This window comes from Microcystis sp. M179S2 (assembly GCF_020245805.1).
In the GTDB taxonomy this organism is placed as follows: domain Bacteria; phylum Cyanobacteriota; class Cyanobacteriia; order Cyanobacteriales; family Microcystaceae; genus Microcystis; species Microcystis aeruginosa.
Genome location: NZ_JADBUE010000126.1, coordinates 1 through 17,229, shown reverse-complemented (window position 1 = coordinate 17,229; position 17,229 = coordinate 1). Strand labels below are relative to the sequence as shown.

Annotated in this window: 9 protein-coding genes and 1 pseudogene; 5 read left to right on the top strand and 5 right to left on the bottom strand. The window is 38.9% G+C overall.

Annotated features, from left to right (window positions below):
• The 5 genes and pseudogenes from IM500_RS07395 to IM500_RS07375 all read left to right on the top strand — a co-directional run.
• A pseudogene (locus IM500_RS07395) lies at positions 1-336 on the top strand (RNA-guided endonuclease TnpB family protein); the annotation flags it as partial.
• A gap of 349 nt (positions 337-685) precedes the next feature.
• Positions 686-1,765 (top strand): amidohydrolase family protein, encoded by a 1,080-nt coding sequence (locus IM500_RS07390; protein WP_287738047.1) that lies wholly within the window; start codon positions 686-688, stop codon positions 1,763-1,765.
• Between the two features lie 29 nt (positions 1,766-1,794).
• Positions 1,795-2,469 carry a hypothetical protein gene (locus IM500_RS07385; protein WP_287738046.1) on the top strand — a complete coding sequence of 225 codons (675 nt, stop codon included), beginning with the start codon at positions 1,795-1,797 and terminating at the stop codon, positions 2,467-2,469.
• A gap of 446 nt (positions 2,470-2,915) precedes the next feature.
• Complete coding sequence (locus tag IM500_RS07380) at positions 2,916-4,244, top strand: radical SAM protein (RefSeq protein WP_287738045.1); 1,329 nt, start codon at positions 2,916-2,918, stop codon at positions 4,242-4,244.
• Positions 4,245-4,302: 58 nt separating this feature from the next.
• Positions 4,303-10,086, top strand: a complete 5,784-nt coding sequence (locus IM500_RS07375; protein ID WP_287738044.1) for a protein kinase domain-containing protein — start codon at positions 4,303-4,305, stop codon at positions 10,084-10,086.
• Positions 10,087-10,107: 21 nt separating this feature from the next.
• Here IM500_RS07375 and IM500_RS07370 read toward each other — a convergent pair whose 3' ends face one another.
• From IM500_RS07370 to IM500_RS07350, 5 genes are all read right to left on the bottom strand, one after another.
• Complete coding sequence (locus IM500_RS07370) at positions 10,108-11,445, bottom strand: AAA-like domain-containing protein (RefSeq protein ID WP_287738043.1); 1,338 nt, start codon at positions 11,443-11,445, stop codon at positions 10,108-10,110.
• A 447-nt stretch (positions 11,446-11,892) separates the two neighbouring features.
• Entirely contained in the window at positions 11,893-13,104 is a 1,212-nt protein-coding gene (locus IM500_RS07365) for a glycosyltransferase (protein WP_190722672.1), read from the bottom strand.
• Positions 13,105-13,177: 73 nt separating this feature from the next.
• The gene (locus IM500_RS07360; RefSeq protein ID WP_287738042.1) at positions 13,178-15,859 is read right to left on the bottom strand and encodes a methyl-accepting chemotaxis protein; all 2,682 of its coding nucleotides are present in this window, start codon (positions 15,857-15,859) and stop codon (positions 13,178-13,180) included.
• Positions 15,860-15,948: 89 nt separating this feature from the next.
• Positions 15,949-16,479 carry a chemotaxis protein CheW gene (locus IM500_RS07355; RefSeq protein ID WP_190722674.1) on the bottom strand — a complete coding sequence of 177 codons (531 nt, stop codon included), beginning with the start codon at positions 16,477-16,479 and terminating at the stop codon, positions 15,949-15,951.
• A gap of 91 nt (positions 16,480-16,570) precedes the next feature.
• Positions 16,571-16,936 carry a response regulator transcription factor gene (locus tag IM500_RS07350; protein ID WP_002798118.1) on the bottom strand — a complete coding sequence of 122 codons (366 nt, stop codon included), beginning with the start codon at positions 16,934-16,936 and terminating at the stop codon, positions 16,571-16,573.
• Between the last annotated feature and the right edge of the window lie 293 nt (positions 16,937-17,229).

Here is a 17,229-nt window from a genome sequence, read left to right as displayed (position 1 = left end):
TATCTGACGTTAGTTGGGGAGAAATCACTCGACAATTAGCCTATAAATGCCGTTGGTATGGGAGAAATTACATCGAAATAGATAGATGGTTTCCTAGCTCTAAAAGGTGTAGTAATTGCGGGTATATTGCCCTTGAAAATGCCGTTAAATGTTCGAGAATGGGACTGTCCAGACTGTGGGACGCACCATGACCGAGATATTAACGCCAGTAAAAATATTTTGGCCGCAGGGCTTGCGGTGTCAGTCTGTGGAGCGACTATAAGACCAGAACAGAGTAAATCTGTTAAGGCAGGTGCGAAAAATCCTTCGGGAAAGAAACAGAAACCTAAATCGTGAGGTTTGGGAATCACCGTCCGTTCACGGCGGTGAGGATGTCAAATTCAAATGTCATACATACATTATATGTATCTTAGAAGGTTGAGTCAAGCTCAAAACCCCTTCAGGGTATCACACGGATCGCCTTACCTTCCCACTTAGAGGGGTATTCAGGGGGAATGACAACTGTACCATGATGGAGAATCGTCTTAAATTCAATCGCTTCCATTCGTTAAGTTTAATAAAGTGTTGTATCAAGTTTAACCCAATCAATCCATGGAGTTTTAGGGGATGAAAAAAAAGCAGCAAAAAAGGGACCGCTTTTTCCCAATCAAATATAATTTAGGTAGAAAATTGCCAAAAAACCTCTATGCTCAACGGGTACAAAATTATTGATGCTGATTCCCATGTCATTGAACCCCCCGCAATGTGGGGCCAATACCTAGAACCTAAATTTAGGGAATTTGCTCCTTCTGCTGACATGAAAATCAAAGGAGAACCGATTAGTCAAAAAATCTCCCCACAAGTCCAAGCAGAAGGGAATAAGCAGATGATGCAAGCTCATCCCCACGCTTATCTCAATCGCTATAACCCAGAGTCCCATGTTCAAGCAATGGTACAAATGGGGGTAGATAGGGCCTTTATTTATCCTACCTATGGACTGTGGTTATTTGCCATTGATAGCCTACCTGCCGAAGTGATGGGGGCTTTTGTCCGTGCCTACAATACATGGTTATATGAAGAATATTGTAGCTATGACCCGGCTAGACTGAAAGGAGTGGCTGCAGTCAATCAACATGATCCCGAAGATATGGTCAAAGAGCTACACCGCATGGCAAACTTGGGCTGGAAGGCGGTTTTTTTGCGCCCTAACCCCGTTAAAGGCAGAATTTTGAGCGATCCAGCCTATGAACCCTTTTGGACGGCCTGCGAGGATTTGGACATGGCTGTAGGAATTCATGAAGGCACTCATAGCCGCTTACCCACCACTGGTGCAGATCGATTTAACACCCGTTTTGCCCTTCATGCTTGTTCTCACCCCATGGAACAAATGATGGCACTGTTAGCCTTAATTGAAGGGGGGGTGTTAGAACGTCATCGGAGGCTGAGGGTGGCGTTTCTAGAGTCCGGGTGTGGTTGGCTTCCCTATTGGTTATGGAAGCTTGACGAAGAGTATAAAAATTTACATTGGGAAGTCCAAGATCGGGTAAAATTATTACCATCGGAGTATTTCCGCCGTCAGTGTTACATTGCAGTGGAACCCTCTGAAACCTATTTACCTCAGGTCATTGACTTTATCGGTTCTGATAACTTAATCTTCGGGTCTGATTATCCTCACATGGATCATCAGGCTGATGGGGTAAAAAAAGTCATAGGACTTGAAGACAACTTATCTGAGGAGATAGTCAAAAAAATCGCTTGGGAAAATCCTAAACGTTTTTACTTTTAAGCCTGATCTTTTTTGAAAGGAATAATATTATGTTTGGAAGTCGTCAACTAGTGCTAAGTATTGAACAAGCTCACAATGCTGAAGGAGCTCATCAAAAGAATGTTAACCGTTCCGGTGAGTATAAGGGATACTTGCGGCATCTTTGCCAGCAAGCCAAACAAGTTTCTCAAATCATTGCTTATATTTGGCGATGGGGAGATGAAGATGAAACTGATGAATACTCCTTAGAGCATAAGCAAAATGCCCTTGATCTTAAGAGTTATTTTGAAGAGCCTACTTCAGAAATTGAAAAGCCAGGGGAAAATTTGCTCCGGCTATTTAAAGCAAATCCCAAAAATGCGGATGATCAAACAAAAGAGGCTCATTTGCTAAGGGCTGTATTTTTTATAGATGAACAAGGAGAGAGTAACCCGGAATTTGATAACGAACAATATGAGTTTCCAATTTTTGATATATTTGCAATAGATCAACAAGAAGATACTGGGGGTTACATAATAGAAATAGTCACTGATTCTTTTCAGGGTAAAATAGGTGATTCTAATGCCAATCATCCAAGTTTTTTGACTCTATCCATTCCCTATCCTCCCCGCCCTCAATTCGGAGAATTAACATTGGATAAAGAGACATTGGACAATTGGATAAGAAATCGAAAAGAAGGCGAATATTACGCCAAAAACATTTATATACCAACTACAACGTGTTAATTTGACAGTAATTATTCACCGCAATAAGGACAGTCTTATTGAGAATGATGAACCGTAAGGGTTTCTCAATGAACAGAGGAAATACTCATATCTCCTGAAAGTCTTCCTCAACGCCGAAACCCTGATTCTTTCCTAGTCAGCTAGAGAAACTACAAGGGCAATAAATCCCTGACAGCATTGATAAGCAACGTTTCTGGGCTGTCAAAAGTCAGTGAATAATTACATTTTACACGATCAAATATCTCATAATCTATGCCTTGGAGAACCTCAACATCAATAGGGTGTTAGGGAAAGAATAAGGCTTCGAGGTTCTGATCAGATTTAGGCAGTGTATCTATCACGAGTAGTGATTTTAAGAGTCTGACAGTCCTAATTCTGGGGTTGATCTTTCATTAGACAGATTGCACTACCTGAATTTTATATTTTCTTAGGGGTTTATAGACAAAATGACGATTGAAATTCTTACTCGTAGTATTCCTTTGCATCAAAAAAGCCTTGAAAGATTATTATTTTTGAGAAGCAAAAATCAAGATTCTATAATTATTTTTCAACCTAGTTTATCAATTCTGTCTGAGCTAGGCTTACCTGATTACCCGATACTAGCCTATTCATATCCTGAAAAATCAAGAAATATCTGGGAGCAATTACGGTTCAATATCGAGAATTTGTTAAAAGGTGAAATTGCTGATGTTGTCCCTCGTGATTTAATCCCACAAGTTCAGCTAATTTCAGAAGTTGATATTGATGAACAACTACATTACTTTGCCAATTATTACGGAAGAGCCATTAATCCTTCTTATATCAGAGTTGTTTTAAGTAATAGTTGTAACCTTAAATGTGTAATGTGTCCTTATCATAGTTCTATTTTAAAGCCAAACCATACCACAGATTTTTTTCAAAGTAAGAGAGAAATGTCTTGGACAATGATGGACAAACTAGCAAGGGATTGTGGTCAAGCTGGTATCACCGTTTTGATTGGTAGTGTAGAAGAACCATTATTACATTCTAAATTAATAGAATTTATCAAACTTTGCAGAGAACAGGGAGTTCCCAAAGTTCATTTAACCACTAACGGACAACTTCTTGATGAAAATCGTACCAAAGCCTTATTAAAAGCAGGTTTAACCAGTATCGATATAAGTATTGATGCCGCCACCCCAGAAACTTACGCCAAAATTAGAGGTTCTGATTTTAATCGAGTTGAGTCTAATGTGATTAAATTTTTGAAAATTAGGGATCAATTAGGGAGTTCTTGTGAAGTTAGAACCTCTTTTGTTAGAAACCAAGATGTTAGTCCAGACGAGGAAGACAAATTTTTAAATCGTTGGTTATCCAAGGTTGACAGTATATTTATTTTAAATATGGCGGAATATCAACAAACTAATATGAGACTTAAAAAAAACAATCAACGAATTCATCAGTCTCTTCAATACTATCAACAAAAAGCAGAGGGGCGGTGGGCTTGTTTATTTCCTTTTATCGAAATGGTAGTTTTACCTGATGGTAGAATCTATTACTGTATCGAGACTTTATTTAGATTAGGCTTTGACCAAAATATTCAAAGTTTAGGAGATTATAACCAGCAAACATTACAAGAAATTTGGTCAGGAGATTTATTTCAAAAACTTCGACAAGATTTAATTCTCAATCAATTAGAAAAGAGGAGGGCTTGTCAAAATTGTGAGATGTGGAAGTCACAAGTAATTAATCAAGAAAGAAAAGAACAATATCAAGTTTTGACAACGACAGTTGCCGAAATTTATTCACAAATTTAAAAAGTAGAATTCCATTGAAGCACTTAGTTAGATCTATAGAACATTTAAACTAAAAAAGATGAAAGATTATCAAATTTTAGAGAAAATCTATGAAAGTAATAATTCATTAGTTTATCAGGCTCTTCTCAAGCCTGATAATCAGCCTATTATACTTAAAATGCTCAAAGAAACCTATCCTGATTCCTCAGAGTTGACTCGCTACCAACAAGAATATCAGATTACTTGTTCCTTAAATGCTGATGGTATTATTAAAGCCTATGACTTACAGCGATATGAAAATAGCTTAGTCATGCTTTTAGAAGATTTTGGTGGTCAATCTTTAAAAAGATTACTCTCGCAACAAGGTAGGTTAAGTTTAGATCAGTTTCTAGCTATTGCTATTAAGATAACTGATAGTTTAAGAATCATTCATGATCAGAATATTATTCATAAAGATATTAACCCCTCTAATATTATCTATAATTCGGAAACAGAACAGTTAAAAATTATTGATTTTGGTATTTCTACTCGTTTATCCCAAGAGTTTATGCCAATTTGTAATCCTAACGAACTAGAAGGGACTTTAGCCTATATTGCTCCCGAACAAACAGGAAGAATGAATAGAGGCTTAGATTATCGCAGTGACTTTTACTCTTTAGGTGTAACATTCTATGAACTTTTAACGAATAAATTACCTTTTGAAACTTCAGAGCCAATGGAGTTAGTTCACTGTCATATTGCTCAACAACCAATAGCCGTTGATAAAGTCATTCCTAATATTCCCAGAATCATTGCCGATATTATTGCAAAATTGTTAGCAAAAAACCCAGAGGAGAGATACCAAAGTGCTTGGGGAGTTAAAGCAGATATAGAAACCTGTCTTAATCAACTTCAAGATCAAAGATCAATTACTGTTTTTAAGTTAGGGAAAAAAGATGTTAGCGAAAAGTTTCACATTCCTCAAAAATTGTATGGCAGAGAAGCAGAGATAGAAAAACTTTTAAGCACTTTTAAAAAGGTTATTAAAGGGACAACTGAGATGATTTTAATATCGGGTTATTCAGGTATTGGTAAAACTGCTTTAGTCAATGAAATTCATAAACCGATTACAGGGAACCGAGGAGAATTTATTAGTGGCAAATTTGATCATTTACAAAGAGATATTCCTTATTCAGCTATTTCTCAGGCTTTTCAAGGGTTAATGCGTAAGTTTTTAACAGAGTCAGAAGAAGTACTGCAACTATGGAAAAAGAAAATTTTAAATATTTTAGGAAATAATGCTCAAATTATTATCGATGTGATTCCCGACTTAGAAAAAATTATTGGTCAACAACCACCAGTTGAACAAGTAGGGGCGATGGAAAGTCAAAATAGGTTCAATTTCTTTCTTAAACAATTTATCTCCATTTTTTGTCAAAAAGAGCATCCATTGGTTATTTTCATTGATGATTTACAATGGGCAGATTTACCATCTCTTCATCTTATTGAACAATTGATTACTGATGCTGATATTCAATATTGTTTGCTGATAGGAGCTTATCGAGATAATGAAGTTAATATTACTCATCCTTTGATACACACCTTAGCAAAAATTAAACAAGTACGTATTTCTGTAGAGGAAATTATTCTTTTCCCTCTAAAATTGGAAGATATTAATCAATTAGTTGCTGATACTCTTTCTTGTTCAATAGAAGTCGCTCAACCTTTGGCTGAGTTAATGAACCAAAAAACTGACGGTAATCCTTTTTTCTTGACTCAACTTCTTTATTCTTTGTATCAAGAAAAATTGTTAGTATTTAATCTTTCTTGCTCTTTGCCTAATTATATAGATGCAAAACAAGGATATTGGCAATGGGATATAAATCAGATTAACTCTGTTTCTATTACTGATAATGTAGTTGCTCTCATGGTTAGTAAAATAGAAAAACTAGCTCAAAAAACTCAACATCTTCTTCAATTATCCTCTTGCATTGGCAATGAATTTAATTTAGAAACTTTAGCAATTGTTAATCATCAATCTTTAAAAATTACTGCCAGAGATTTGCAATCGGCTATTGATGAAGGATTAATTATTCCTTTAAACAATAACTATAAAAATCCTTTGTTTGAAAATTTAATTGATTTACCAAATATTCAATCTCCAAGAAGTTACACACAATCAATATTGATTACCTATAAATTTTTACATGACAGGGTACAACAAGCGGCCTATTCTCTCATTCCCGAAACAGAAAAAAATCAAGTTCATTTACAAATAGGTCGTTTATTACTAAAGAATGCTCAAGAAGATAATTTACAAAGTAATATCTTTGATATTGTTAACCAACTCAATAAAGGCTCCGAATTAATTACTGAGCAATCAGAAAAAGAGCAGTTAGCTAAATTAAATCTTAAGGCAGGGAAAAAAGCTAAATCATCAACCGCTTACTTAACAGCTTTAATATATTTAGAGACTGGCATTAAACTATTAAAATTAGATGAGGAAAATTGGCAAAATCAATTAATCTTAGAAATTCATCTAGAATTGTTGGAAGTTCTTTACTTGACATCTTGTTTTGACAAAGTTCACGATTTGTCTGATATTCTGATCAAAAAAAATTATGATATTTTTAGTAAAGTAAAAATCTATGAAATTAAAACTCAATCTTATTATGCTGAACTCAAGCATCAAAAAGCCATAGAAAGTTCTTGTAATGCTTTAAATTTACTTAATATTGGTATTAATATACCGCAAAATGAGGATGAAACAAAAAAAAGAATTAATCAAGAATATAATCTTTTAAGGTCACTTTTAAAAAGTAAACAGATTAAGGATTTGATTAATCATCCACCACTTACCGATCCTTATAAAACTCTAGCTATATCAATTTTGCAACAAATGATGTCTTCATTGCTACAGACCAATCCCAATTTAGTCAATTGGTCAGTATTAAAACAAATTAATCTTTGCATTGAATATGGAAACCCTTCTCAAGCTGCAATTAGCTATAGTTTTTATAGTTTATTTCAATCCGATTCAGTTAAAAATATTGAGATAGCATATGAGTTTGGTCAACTGTCTTTAAAGTTACAAGAACAAAAGAATAATCCTTCATTTGATGCTACAGTGCTTCTTTTGTATTATGGTTTTGGGTGGCATTGGAAAAAGTCACTTAGAAACATTGAAGCACAAGAACAATGTTTAAAGGGTTTTGAACAAGGAAAAAATACAGGAGAGCATCTTTTTTCGGCTCACTGTTTTATTAGTTATTATCTTATAAAATTATTGGGAGGATACCCTTTAGAGGATATTCGGCGTGAAGGAGAAGAATATCTAAAATTAATTCAAAAATATAAGATACAGTATGCTGATTTTTATACAGGTATATGTCACCAAATTGTCAATAATTTAATTAAATATGAGAACAATTTCATTATTGTTGGGGATTCTTATTTAACAGAAAATAATTATTTCAATAACTGGATTGAAAATAAAAACACATGGCTACTATTTATTGCTTATTTTGCTAAAATATATTGCTTGTTTTTCTTTAAAGAGTATAGTCAAGCAACTAATTATATAGTTAATTCTCAACAATATTTTGATTCTTGTGCTAGATATTTACCTGCTCCTCAGTATAAATTTTACTCATCTCTTGCTTTATTAGCTAATAATAATAATCTGGATTCAAATAAAAGAGAAGAATTATTAGACCAAGTATCCAAAAATCAAGATAGTATGAAAATATGGTCTCGTCAATGTCAAGCTAATTTTCAACATAAATATGATCTAGTCGAAGCAGAAAAAGCCAGAGTCTTAGGTCAAAACTGGAAAGCTCAAGAATTTTATGAAAAAGCCATTCAAGGAGCAAAAAAATACGAATTTATCAATGAAGAGGCTTTAGCTTATGAACGTGCCTCTGAATTTTATTTTACTTTAGGTAGAGAAGAAATTGGTAAATTATATTTAAGAAATGCCTATCATTGTTACATTCGTTGGGGTGCAAAGGCCAAAGTTAAACAATTAGAAGAAGAATACCCTCAATATTTATTAGGTATCAGCAATCAAAACAAATCTAAAGGACTGAGTACCACCATTTCAACTACTGGTAATGATGGAGCAGTTCTTGATTTAACGACTATTCTCAAAGCCTCGCAAGCAATTTCTGGAGAAATTAAACTGGAAAATCTCCTAACAAATTTAATGAAAATTGTTATTGAAAATGCAGGAGCGCAGAAAGGTTGTCTGATTTTAGAACAGCAAGGAAATTGGGTCATTGAAGCTCAAGGAACAATTGCTCAAGAAACGGTTAATATCTTACAGCCAATTCCCATAGAATCTATCGACCATGATACTTCAATTCCCATTCTACCCACTAGCATTATTAATTATGTCGCTCGGACAAAAGAAACTATCGTTTTAAATGATGCCACTTCATCAGGTCAATTTACCAATGATTATTATATTGTGGCTAAAAAAACTAAATCCATTCTTTGTACTCCTTTACTCAATCAAGGTCAATTAAAAGGAATTGTTTATTTAGAAAATAATTTAACAACCAGCGCATTTACCTCAGAAAGAGTTGAACTATTAAATATTCTAGCAGCTCAAGCCGCTATCTCTATTGATAACTCCAGACTCTATCAAAGCTTAGAACAAAGAGTGCAAGAACGCACTAAAGAACTCACAAACACTTTAGAGGTACTGAAAGCAACCCAAGCAGAACTTATCTTTGAAAATGACCTGCTTAAAAGTGCTGAACAACCTCCCAAATTTGTCTATCAAGTGGGGGGCAGTTTACCGATGGATGCACCAAATTATGTGGTTCGACAAGCTGATCGCAATCTTTATAAAGCTCTCAAACAAGGTCTATTTTGCTATGTTTTAAATGCACGTCAAATGGGAAAATCTAGCTTAATGGTACGGATGATGAGCCAATTACAAAAGGAGGGAATTAGATGTGCAGTAATTGACTTAACTCGGCTAGGAACAGACAATATTACCCCCGAACAATGGTATAAAGGATTAGCCGTTGATCTGCTCCGCAGTTTTGGATTAATCAAACAATTGAAAACTTTTAAAGCTTGGTGGAATGAACAATTAGACCTGCCTCCTGTACAACGATTAGGACAATTTATGGAAGAGTTTCTTCTAGTTAATGACGATTTTAATCAGCGGCAATCTGGAAAATCGACTGTTATATTTATTGATGAAATTGATAGCATTTTAGGGTTAAAATTTGATGTCTCTGACTTTTTTGCTTTAATTCGTTCTTTTTATAACCAGAGAGCGATTCAACCTCAATTTCAAGAGCTAACTTTTGCCTTTTTTGGTGCTACCACACCTTCAGCTTTAATTACTGACCCCCAGAAAACACCTTTTAATATTGGTAACGCTATTGAATTAGCAAGTTTTAAAGAACACGAAGCTCAACCTTTATTATATGGGTTAACAGAAAAAGTCAGTAATCTTCAGACCATGCTCAAACAAGTCTTAAGCTGGACGGGAGGGCAACCTTTCTTAACTCAAAAACTCTGTCAACTGATGCGGGATAGTGAGCAACCAATCCCCTCTAATCAAGAAGAACAATGGTTGGCCAACTTAGTAGCAGAAAAAATTATTCAAGATTGGGAGATGCAGGATCAACCCGAACATTTAAAAACTATTCAAGATCGCCTTCTTCAAAGTCCAAACCGACCCCAGTTATTAACCTTGTATCGACAAATCCTCCATCAAGAACCAATACAGATTGATAACAATCCCTATTTACCTGAGTTATTTTTATCTGGATTAGTGGTAAAGCGTCACGGGAAAATGGACGTTCATAATCGGATTTATCAGACGATATTTAATAATGATTGGCTTGAGCGATCGCTGTCTTAATACCATGGTTCAAAAATTTATTTATACTGAACCAGTATATTGGCTTATAAAGTACTTTTGATACAACTGACAACTGACAATTGCTTTATTTTCTCTGAGTTTAATTAAACCCATACTATTAAGTTTATAAGCAATAATTGGATCGACTATTATTGGTTGATTACCTTGACAAATCTGTTGAAAAACAGCGGCAAGTTCGGGTTGTTTTTGTAAAGTGACCCAGTGCAGCTGTAAATGAGAGGAATAAATTCCCGTTGATGTAATTGCTGATTTGATTAAATCTGGCATCGTGATTTGCTCTTGGCTAAGATGATAAATCGCTAAATGAATCAAGGCAGGATGTCCCCCCACTAAGTCGATCAATTGTTTAATTTCGTTGGTTGCTAATTCATTTAATTGATATTTTTTTGCCAATTCTGCCACTTGTTCTTGACCAAAACCCTGTAACTCTATGGGTAATCCCACATTAAAAGGAGACTGTTCTAATCGCAGAGAAACATAAGATTCTGTGGATTGAACAATAATTAAACGTAATTTCTGCCACAGGGGAGATCGCTTAGATTCTTCATAACAAGCTCTGATTAAAGGTAAAAAATCTTCTGCTACTTTCGGATGTTCAAAGACTCGATGCACTTCGTCTAAAGCCAATACCAGTGGCTGTTTTATCTCTCGTAAAATATACTCTTCAAAATAAATTGTCCAACTCATTTTAATTCCTATATCTTCATCCCAATAATCATCTAATTTGGCTTCTAAATTCAACTGCCGAGCGCAATTACGGCAGATCCAGCGTAAGAACTTGTTAAAATTTGCTATGATGTCTTGGTCTGCTTTTTGTAAATCTAAACTAACAATTTGATAACCGAATTGCTGTTGACAAGCCTCTAAAATTGTTAATAATAAAGACGTTTTCCCCCATTTTTTGGGAGCTTTAATGCGTACTAACGCCCCAGATTGTCCGATTTCCTCGATAATTTTTGCTTCAAGTTTTGTTCGTTTTAGATAATAATAAGAATTATAGGGAACAGGAGCATCTGGGTATTCTGGACGCTCATTTTGGAGATATTCCTGACCGCAATACTGAAGCGATGTGGAGTTGGTAAAATGAGATTGTAGTCTAGATAAAAAATTTTTCTTATTGACCGTTTCTCCGATCAGTTGCGAGACTCTATCATAGAGTCCTGGGGCAACTACATTGGCAAGATAGCTGCTACTATAACCGTTTTCTTGGGCAATTTCTTGATAGTTCTTTTTCTGCCAAAGTCCTCGCAATAATAATTGTTCTGTGTCATTGAGACAGCGATTCTCAAGCTTGAGCAGTTGCCGATTAAGAATCTCTTGGATTTCCTCGAATTTCATTATTTTTGTCTAAGGTAAGAAGATTTGATGGAATAGATTATTTGATTTTTCAGTTCCGTTGCAGCCAGAAACCCTGAATCTTGACATAACAGCACCGATTCAAAATAGAATTGGTATATTTGACAAACAAGCTGACGAGAACCAGTAACCGACAAAATTGTGCGATGGCAACCCTGAGAGGGATTAAATTCCCCTCTTGCTAGGAAATTATAGCATTTCTTGTCAAGGTCAATTACACGGCGAGCAATTATCTCTTGATGATTTCTATCAAAACCCCTGAGTCTTCAGCGTCTAACTCCTCGATAATCCTATTAACAATTAGTTCGGAAAAATCCTCACAGGAGTTGACTAGACAGGGTTTTAGCAATCAGATGTACTGCATTTCAACTGCCTATTGAGAATTTTAGTACAGTGGCTGCTCCCAATCTTCGCGACAACGGTGAACAGTTACTGTTCATCCCTCAATACACTTGCTCCCAGAGCTTCTAGGGTTTCTTGCAGCATTTCAGCGCGAGATACATTACCCTGATTTTTCAATAATTGTAGGCCTTTTTGCCAAATCTCGATCGCCTCATTATAGCTACCGAAAGCTATATAAGCAACCCCTAGATTTTGGTAAATAGTGGGATTATCTGGGTTTAACTTGAGAGCTTTTTTATAAGCTTTAATCGATTCTGGTAGCCGGTGCAGTTGTTTGAGAACCAGTCCTAAATTATAGTAACCATCGGCATAGCTAGGATCAATTTCTACGGTTTTCTCAAAGATAGATAAGGCCGTTTCGTATTTTTCTGCTTCGTATAATAACCCACCTAAATTATTATAAGCACCCAGTTTTAATTTATCTAAAATTGGCTGCTTAATCGCTTTAATAAAATTATCGGCTGATTGCTTAAATTCCTCTACTGAATAATAATAATTAGCGAGATGATAATACAACTCGTATAAAATATGCGGATTAGAGCCATGGCATTTTAAACCGTGTTTGAGCAGCTTAAAACCCTCTTTATCCCTGCCAATCTTCAGATATAACCCTCCCAATTTACTACACACATAGGGATCGTGGGGATGTTGCTGATAAAAACCCTCCATCGCTTTTCTTGCCCGTTCAAACTTATCTAAGCTGGCTATTTTATCCACGGTGTAACCGTAGTGAAAGATAGCAATTTCTGGCAGTTCAACTATTTTCCAATTAGGCTCTTTTTTTAATAAAATAGCCACATTATCATCAATAATTGAGTGATAGGGACGGGTAAAAGTGACCTGAGGATGTCGGCGAAATAGCCGCGAAATTAGAGAATAAGGTGATTGTATGGCTCCGATTTCATGGCGGATTAAATTAATCACTAAATTTTCCTCTTTTTCCATTGCCCGACGCATTTTCGGTACGATAGCGGCATTTAATTCCTCATCAGCATCAAGGACTAAAATCCAATCGCCAGTAACATATTTTAAAGCCTCATTTCTGGCATCGGAAAAATTACCCCGCCAATCGTAGCTAGGAACTATGGCACCGTAACTTTGAGCAATAGCAATCGTATCATCGGTCGAACCCGTATCCATAACGATCATCTCATCCACCACCCCTTTAACGCTATCCAAACAGCGCCGGAGATTTTCGGCTTCATTTTTGACAATCATGCAGAGACTAAGTTTAGGCATAACTTTACTCACTCTAGCGGTCAATCTTGAGGGATAGCGGCTAATCAATAACCCACTGATTAGCGCTCACCGATTATCGATCATCCTCTGAGTCTACCTTAAACCGTTCTACCGAAGAAAGCAGCTCCCGGGAGATACTCACCAATTTTTGCAGAGAACCCGCCACCCGTTGGGATTCTTGGGAAGTTTCCTGAGCGGTTAACTCCACCGACTGCATAACTTGGGCGACATTGAGGGAATTTTCCCGTTGTTTAACCGTATCGGCGGTAATCGATCGCACCAGCGTATCGATGCGGTTAGAAACTTGGATAATATCTTCTAGGGACTTCTTCGCCTGTTCCGAGCGCTCGGTGACATCGATAACCTGTTGAATCCCTTCCTCCATCGCCGTCATTACCGAACCCGTTTCCGATTGGATATGTAAAACGATCTGTTCAATTTCCTTAAGCGATTTAGCAGCTCTATCGGCCAACTGACGCACCTCATCGGCCACAACCGCAAAACCGCGGCCCGCCTCTCCTGCTCGCGCCGCTTGAATCGAGGCATTAAGAGCCAATAAATTGGTCCTTGAGGCAATCTGAGAGACTACCGCGACAATTTTCGAGATTTCCTGGGAAGCTTCCGCCAAACGCTTGACTTTTCGCGCCGTTTCTGATACGGTCTCGCGGATTTGTAGAATTCCCGCCACGGTTCTTTCCACGGAATCGCCCCCCTTCAGGGCGGTAATCGAGGAAGTGCGAGCGACTTCTTCGGCTTCTCTGGCGTTTTCCGCCACCCGTTGAATTGAGTCGGTCATCATCTGTACCGAATTAAGGGTGACGGCCAATTCCTCCGCCATCCGCAGGGCATCGCTAGACTGATTGCGGGCGAAAGATTCACTATTGGTACTGCCTTGATTCACCTGTTTGGCCGCTTTTTTCACCTGTCGGACAATTTCGCGCAGGTTTTGGATAGTCAAATTAAAAGCATCGGCCACCGCCCCTAAAACATCGGCGCTTACCTCCGCTTCCACGGTCAGATCTCCCCGAGCCGCTCCTTCCACATCATCGAGAAGTCGAATCACTTGCCGTTGTAAGTCTTCCCGTTCCCGTTCCGTTTCGGCGGCGCGGCGTTGGGCTTCCGTGGTGGTAGTTACCACCACCCGAGCCATCTGATTGAAACGATTGGCCAGTTGACCGAATTCATCTTCCGAGTAGATCGTCGCTTTAGCGTTAAAATTACCTTCCGAGAGATGATCGAATTGGCTTTGCAGATCGTTGAGACTGCCCTTAATCTGACTAATTAGCAACTGTAAACCTAGCCAAGTCAGGGCCAGGGTTCCCAGTCCGGTTAATAACATCATGGTTAGTACCGGTTGACTGAAGGGGGAAAGACTGGCTGAGGCTGGCGGTTTCGGGGCCGGTTTGGGGGCAACCTTTTCGGTTTTTGCCTGGCTATTCGGGGCTGGTTTGGCAGCCAAGAGCGTAGAAAGCCAAGAGGTGGTACTAACGGCAAAAATTATGATCACAGGGGCAATACCCGCTAAAGCCGCTAGGATTAGTTGTTTTTTGCCTAAAGAAGCGTTGACAAAAAAGCCTAATTTGCCCGGATTGACTTCCACCACTGGCTTGAGCAAGCGCTCGGAGGCATGGGTAAGATGACTATCTCTTTTGTCATTGGGGGTTTTTAGACGAGAAGGATTAAAACTAGGCTCTCCCACACCAGAACTGGCATTAAGGCGCGCACTGGGTTCGGGGAGAAAACCACCACTTAAAGCTTCCCCCCCCGAAGGGGTAAATAGCTCCCAGTCCCCCAGTCCTTGAACCGTATCCGTCAGAGCCAGTGGGGAAAAACCGTCTAAATCCTCATCATTGAGTTCTGGTTGCCCAAAATCTCCGGTTTCGTCTTCCTCGTCTCTTTTTTGAGTGACTCTGCCCTGATTAGGGCCAGTTTTTGCCCCTTGTGGGTGGGTCGATTCCAGGTCAATGGCAAAAGTGCTTTCTTCTAGGGTATCCCTATAGGATAACTCCTGATCTCTACCGGTCAGGGGATTTCCCCCCAGATCAGAGGAAACCATAAAAGTGGCTTCTCCCGTTGACCCTAACTCACCGTCCCACCCTTCCTCCAGCGAGTCAATCTCCGCCGCTTCTAAAAAGGGGAAAGGGGCTTCCCCCTCCGCCGAATCGCTAGACCACTGGGAACCGTGAGAGCCGGGGCCCGGCAGGGTAAGGACACTAAAGGCGGTTTCCTCCGATTCCTCAAAATCATCGTCATAGGAATGGACTTTACTTACCGTAGGCTCGCTGGGATCCTCCTCATTGAAAAGACTACTATTCCAATCCAGCCCTTTATTTTGTCCATCGGTGTCAGCCCCTTGCGACTTCCAGGAGCGAGAATGGTTAAAACCTTGACCTAGATCGAAAGCTGCCTCGCTGTAGGCAATGCTTTCCGTAGCAGCGATCGTAAAATCTCCCTCCTCGGCTTCAAAACGCAATTGCCGCCGAATCTGATCGAGACCACGCTGGGCATAATCGACTAGATCGGAACTATTGGGAGAATTTTTAGCCAATTGCAGCACTTTTTCGTAACGCTCCTCCGCCAATCTGTATTGTTGTAGTCCTAGATGAATGTGACCCTGTAAAAGCATGACATTGGCATCCTCGGGATACTTGCTGATCATCTCTTTGACAATGACGGCGGCATCCTCAAGGTTGCCCTGGCAATAGGCGGTGTTAGCCTTTCTATAGAGTTTTGCGTATTCTGTCCCTGACGGCATTTGCCCCTCCCCTAGTAAAGTTAAATGAAGTAGTTAGTAGTTTCAAGAAAGAATTCCTATAAATCCTATTCTGCTATTTTTTTCAGGTTTTAAGCTGCCCAACGGGCAAAACGGAGTATGGCCAGATGATCGAGTAGTCTTAAGGTTTTTTTTGATTCTTGGCCCAGAATCCACTCTCCCTGCACATAGAGGGCGATCTGATCGGGAATACTGGCGGCACTACCTAGTTTATCTGGGTCGAGCCATTCCATATCTCCCAAACGTTCCACCGCTAAACCGAGGATCGTTTCCTCTTCTTTGATCGCAATTATGGGAATTTCGGCTCGATCGGTGTTTAAGCGGCTGCTATCCCCCAAAAATTGCCCGAGATCCGCCACCCAGATCACTTGACCCCGGAGATTGATCGTGCCGAGGAGCAAGGGTGAAGCATTGGGAATGGGGGTAATGCGATCTAGTGGTTGCTGTATTACCTCGCAAATTCCCACGGCACTAAGGGCAAACTCGTCCTGAGAGGGTAGATAAAATCGCAAGTACAGTTCACCGACGGGAGTTTGTAATTCCTGATTGTCGGGGGCGATATTTTGAGCGTTACCAGCAAAAAAATCGGCGTTGTTAAGCATGAGTTTAGTTCTCTTGCAACTAATAATTCGGGCGGCGTTTTTAGCTGTCTTGACCTATGCCATAGCTAGACTGTCCCCGGTGAGGGCGATTTTATCGGCGCAACAGTTGTTTAATGGTATAAATGAACTCAATCGGTTCAAAGGGCTTGACAATGTAGGCATCGGCTCCGATTTTCATGCCCCAATAGCGATCAAAGACTTCCCCTTTCAAGGAACAAATGACCACCGGGACATTTTTGGTTTTTGGATCCGACTTGAGACGACGACACACCTCATAACCATTCATGCGGGGCATGACGATATCGAGGACGACGAGATCCGGATTGGCTCTCTGAATATGTTCGAGGGCTTCCACCCCATCCGTGGCGATCGTGACCTTAATGCCGCTATTGCGGAGTAGATCACAGATCAGTTCCCTTTGCGTTTGGCTGTCTTCTACCAGCAATATTTCGCTCATAACTCCCTACCTAGCTAGGCTGCCAAGAACAACAATGGCAAAAGATGCCCGATAATAGTCCCCGTTGACCGGATGCTCCGAAATTTCTCTCATTTTTGCCTCCAACGCAATCTGAAATTTATCAGGGGTTTCCCTCTAAACAAGGACTTGATTCACCGCTCAACTAAACTTACTCAAACTTACTTAAAAGCCTGAAAGCTTAGTCATTCGTAGTGGGTCAAGCACTACAGGATTAAACGGCAAACCCTTTATTCCCTGGTCAATGACATCAGGAATTACTTTTCTAATGATGT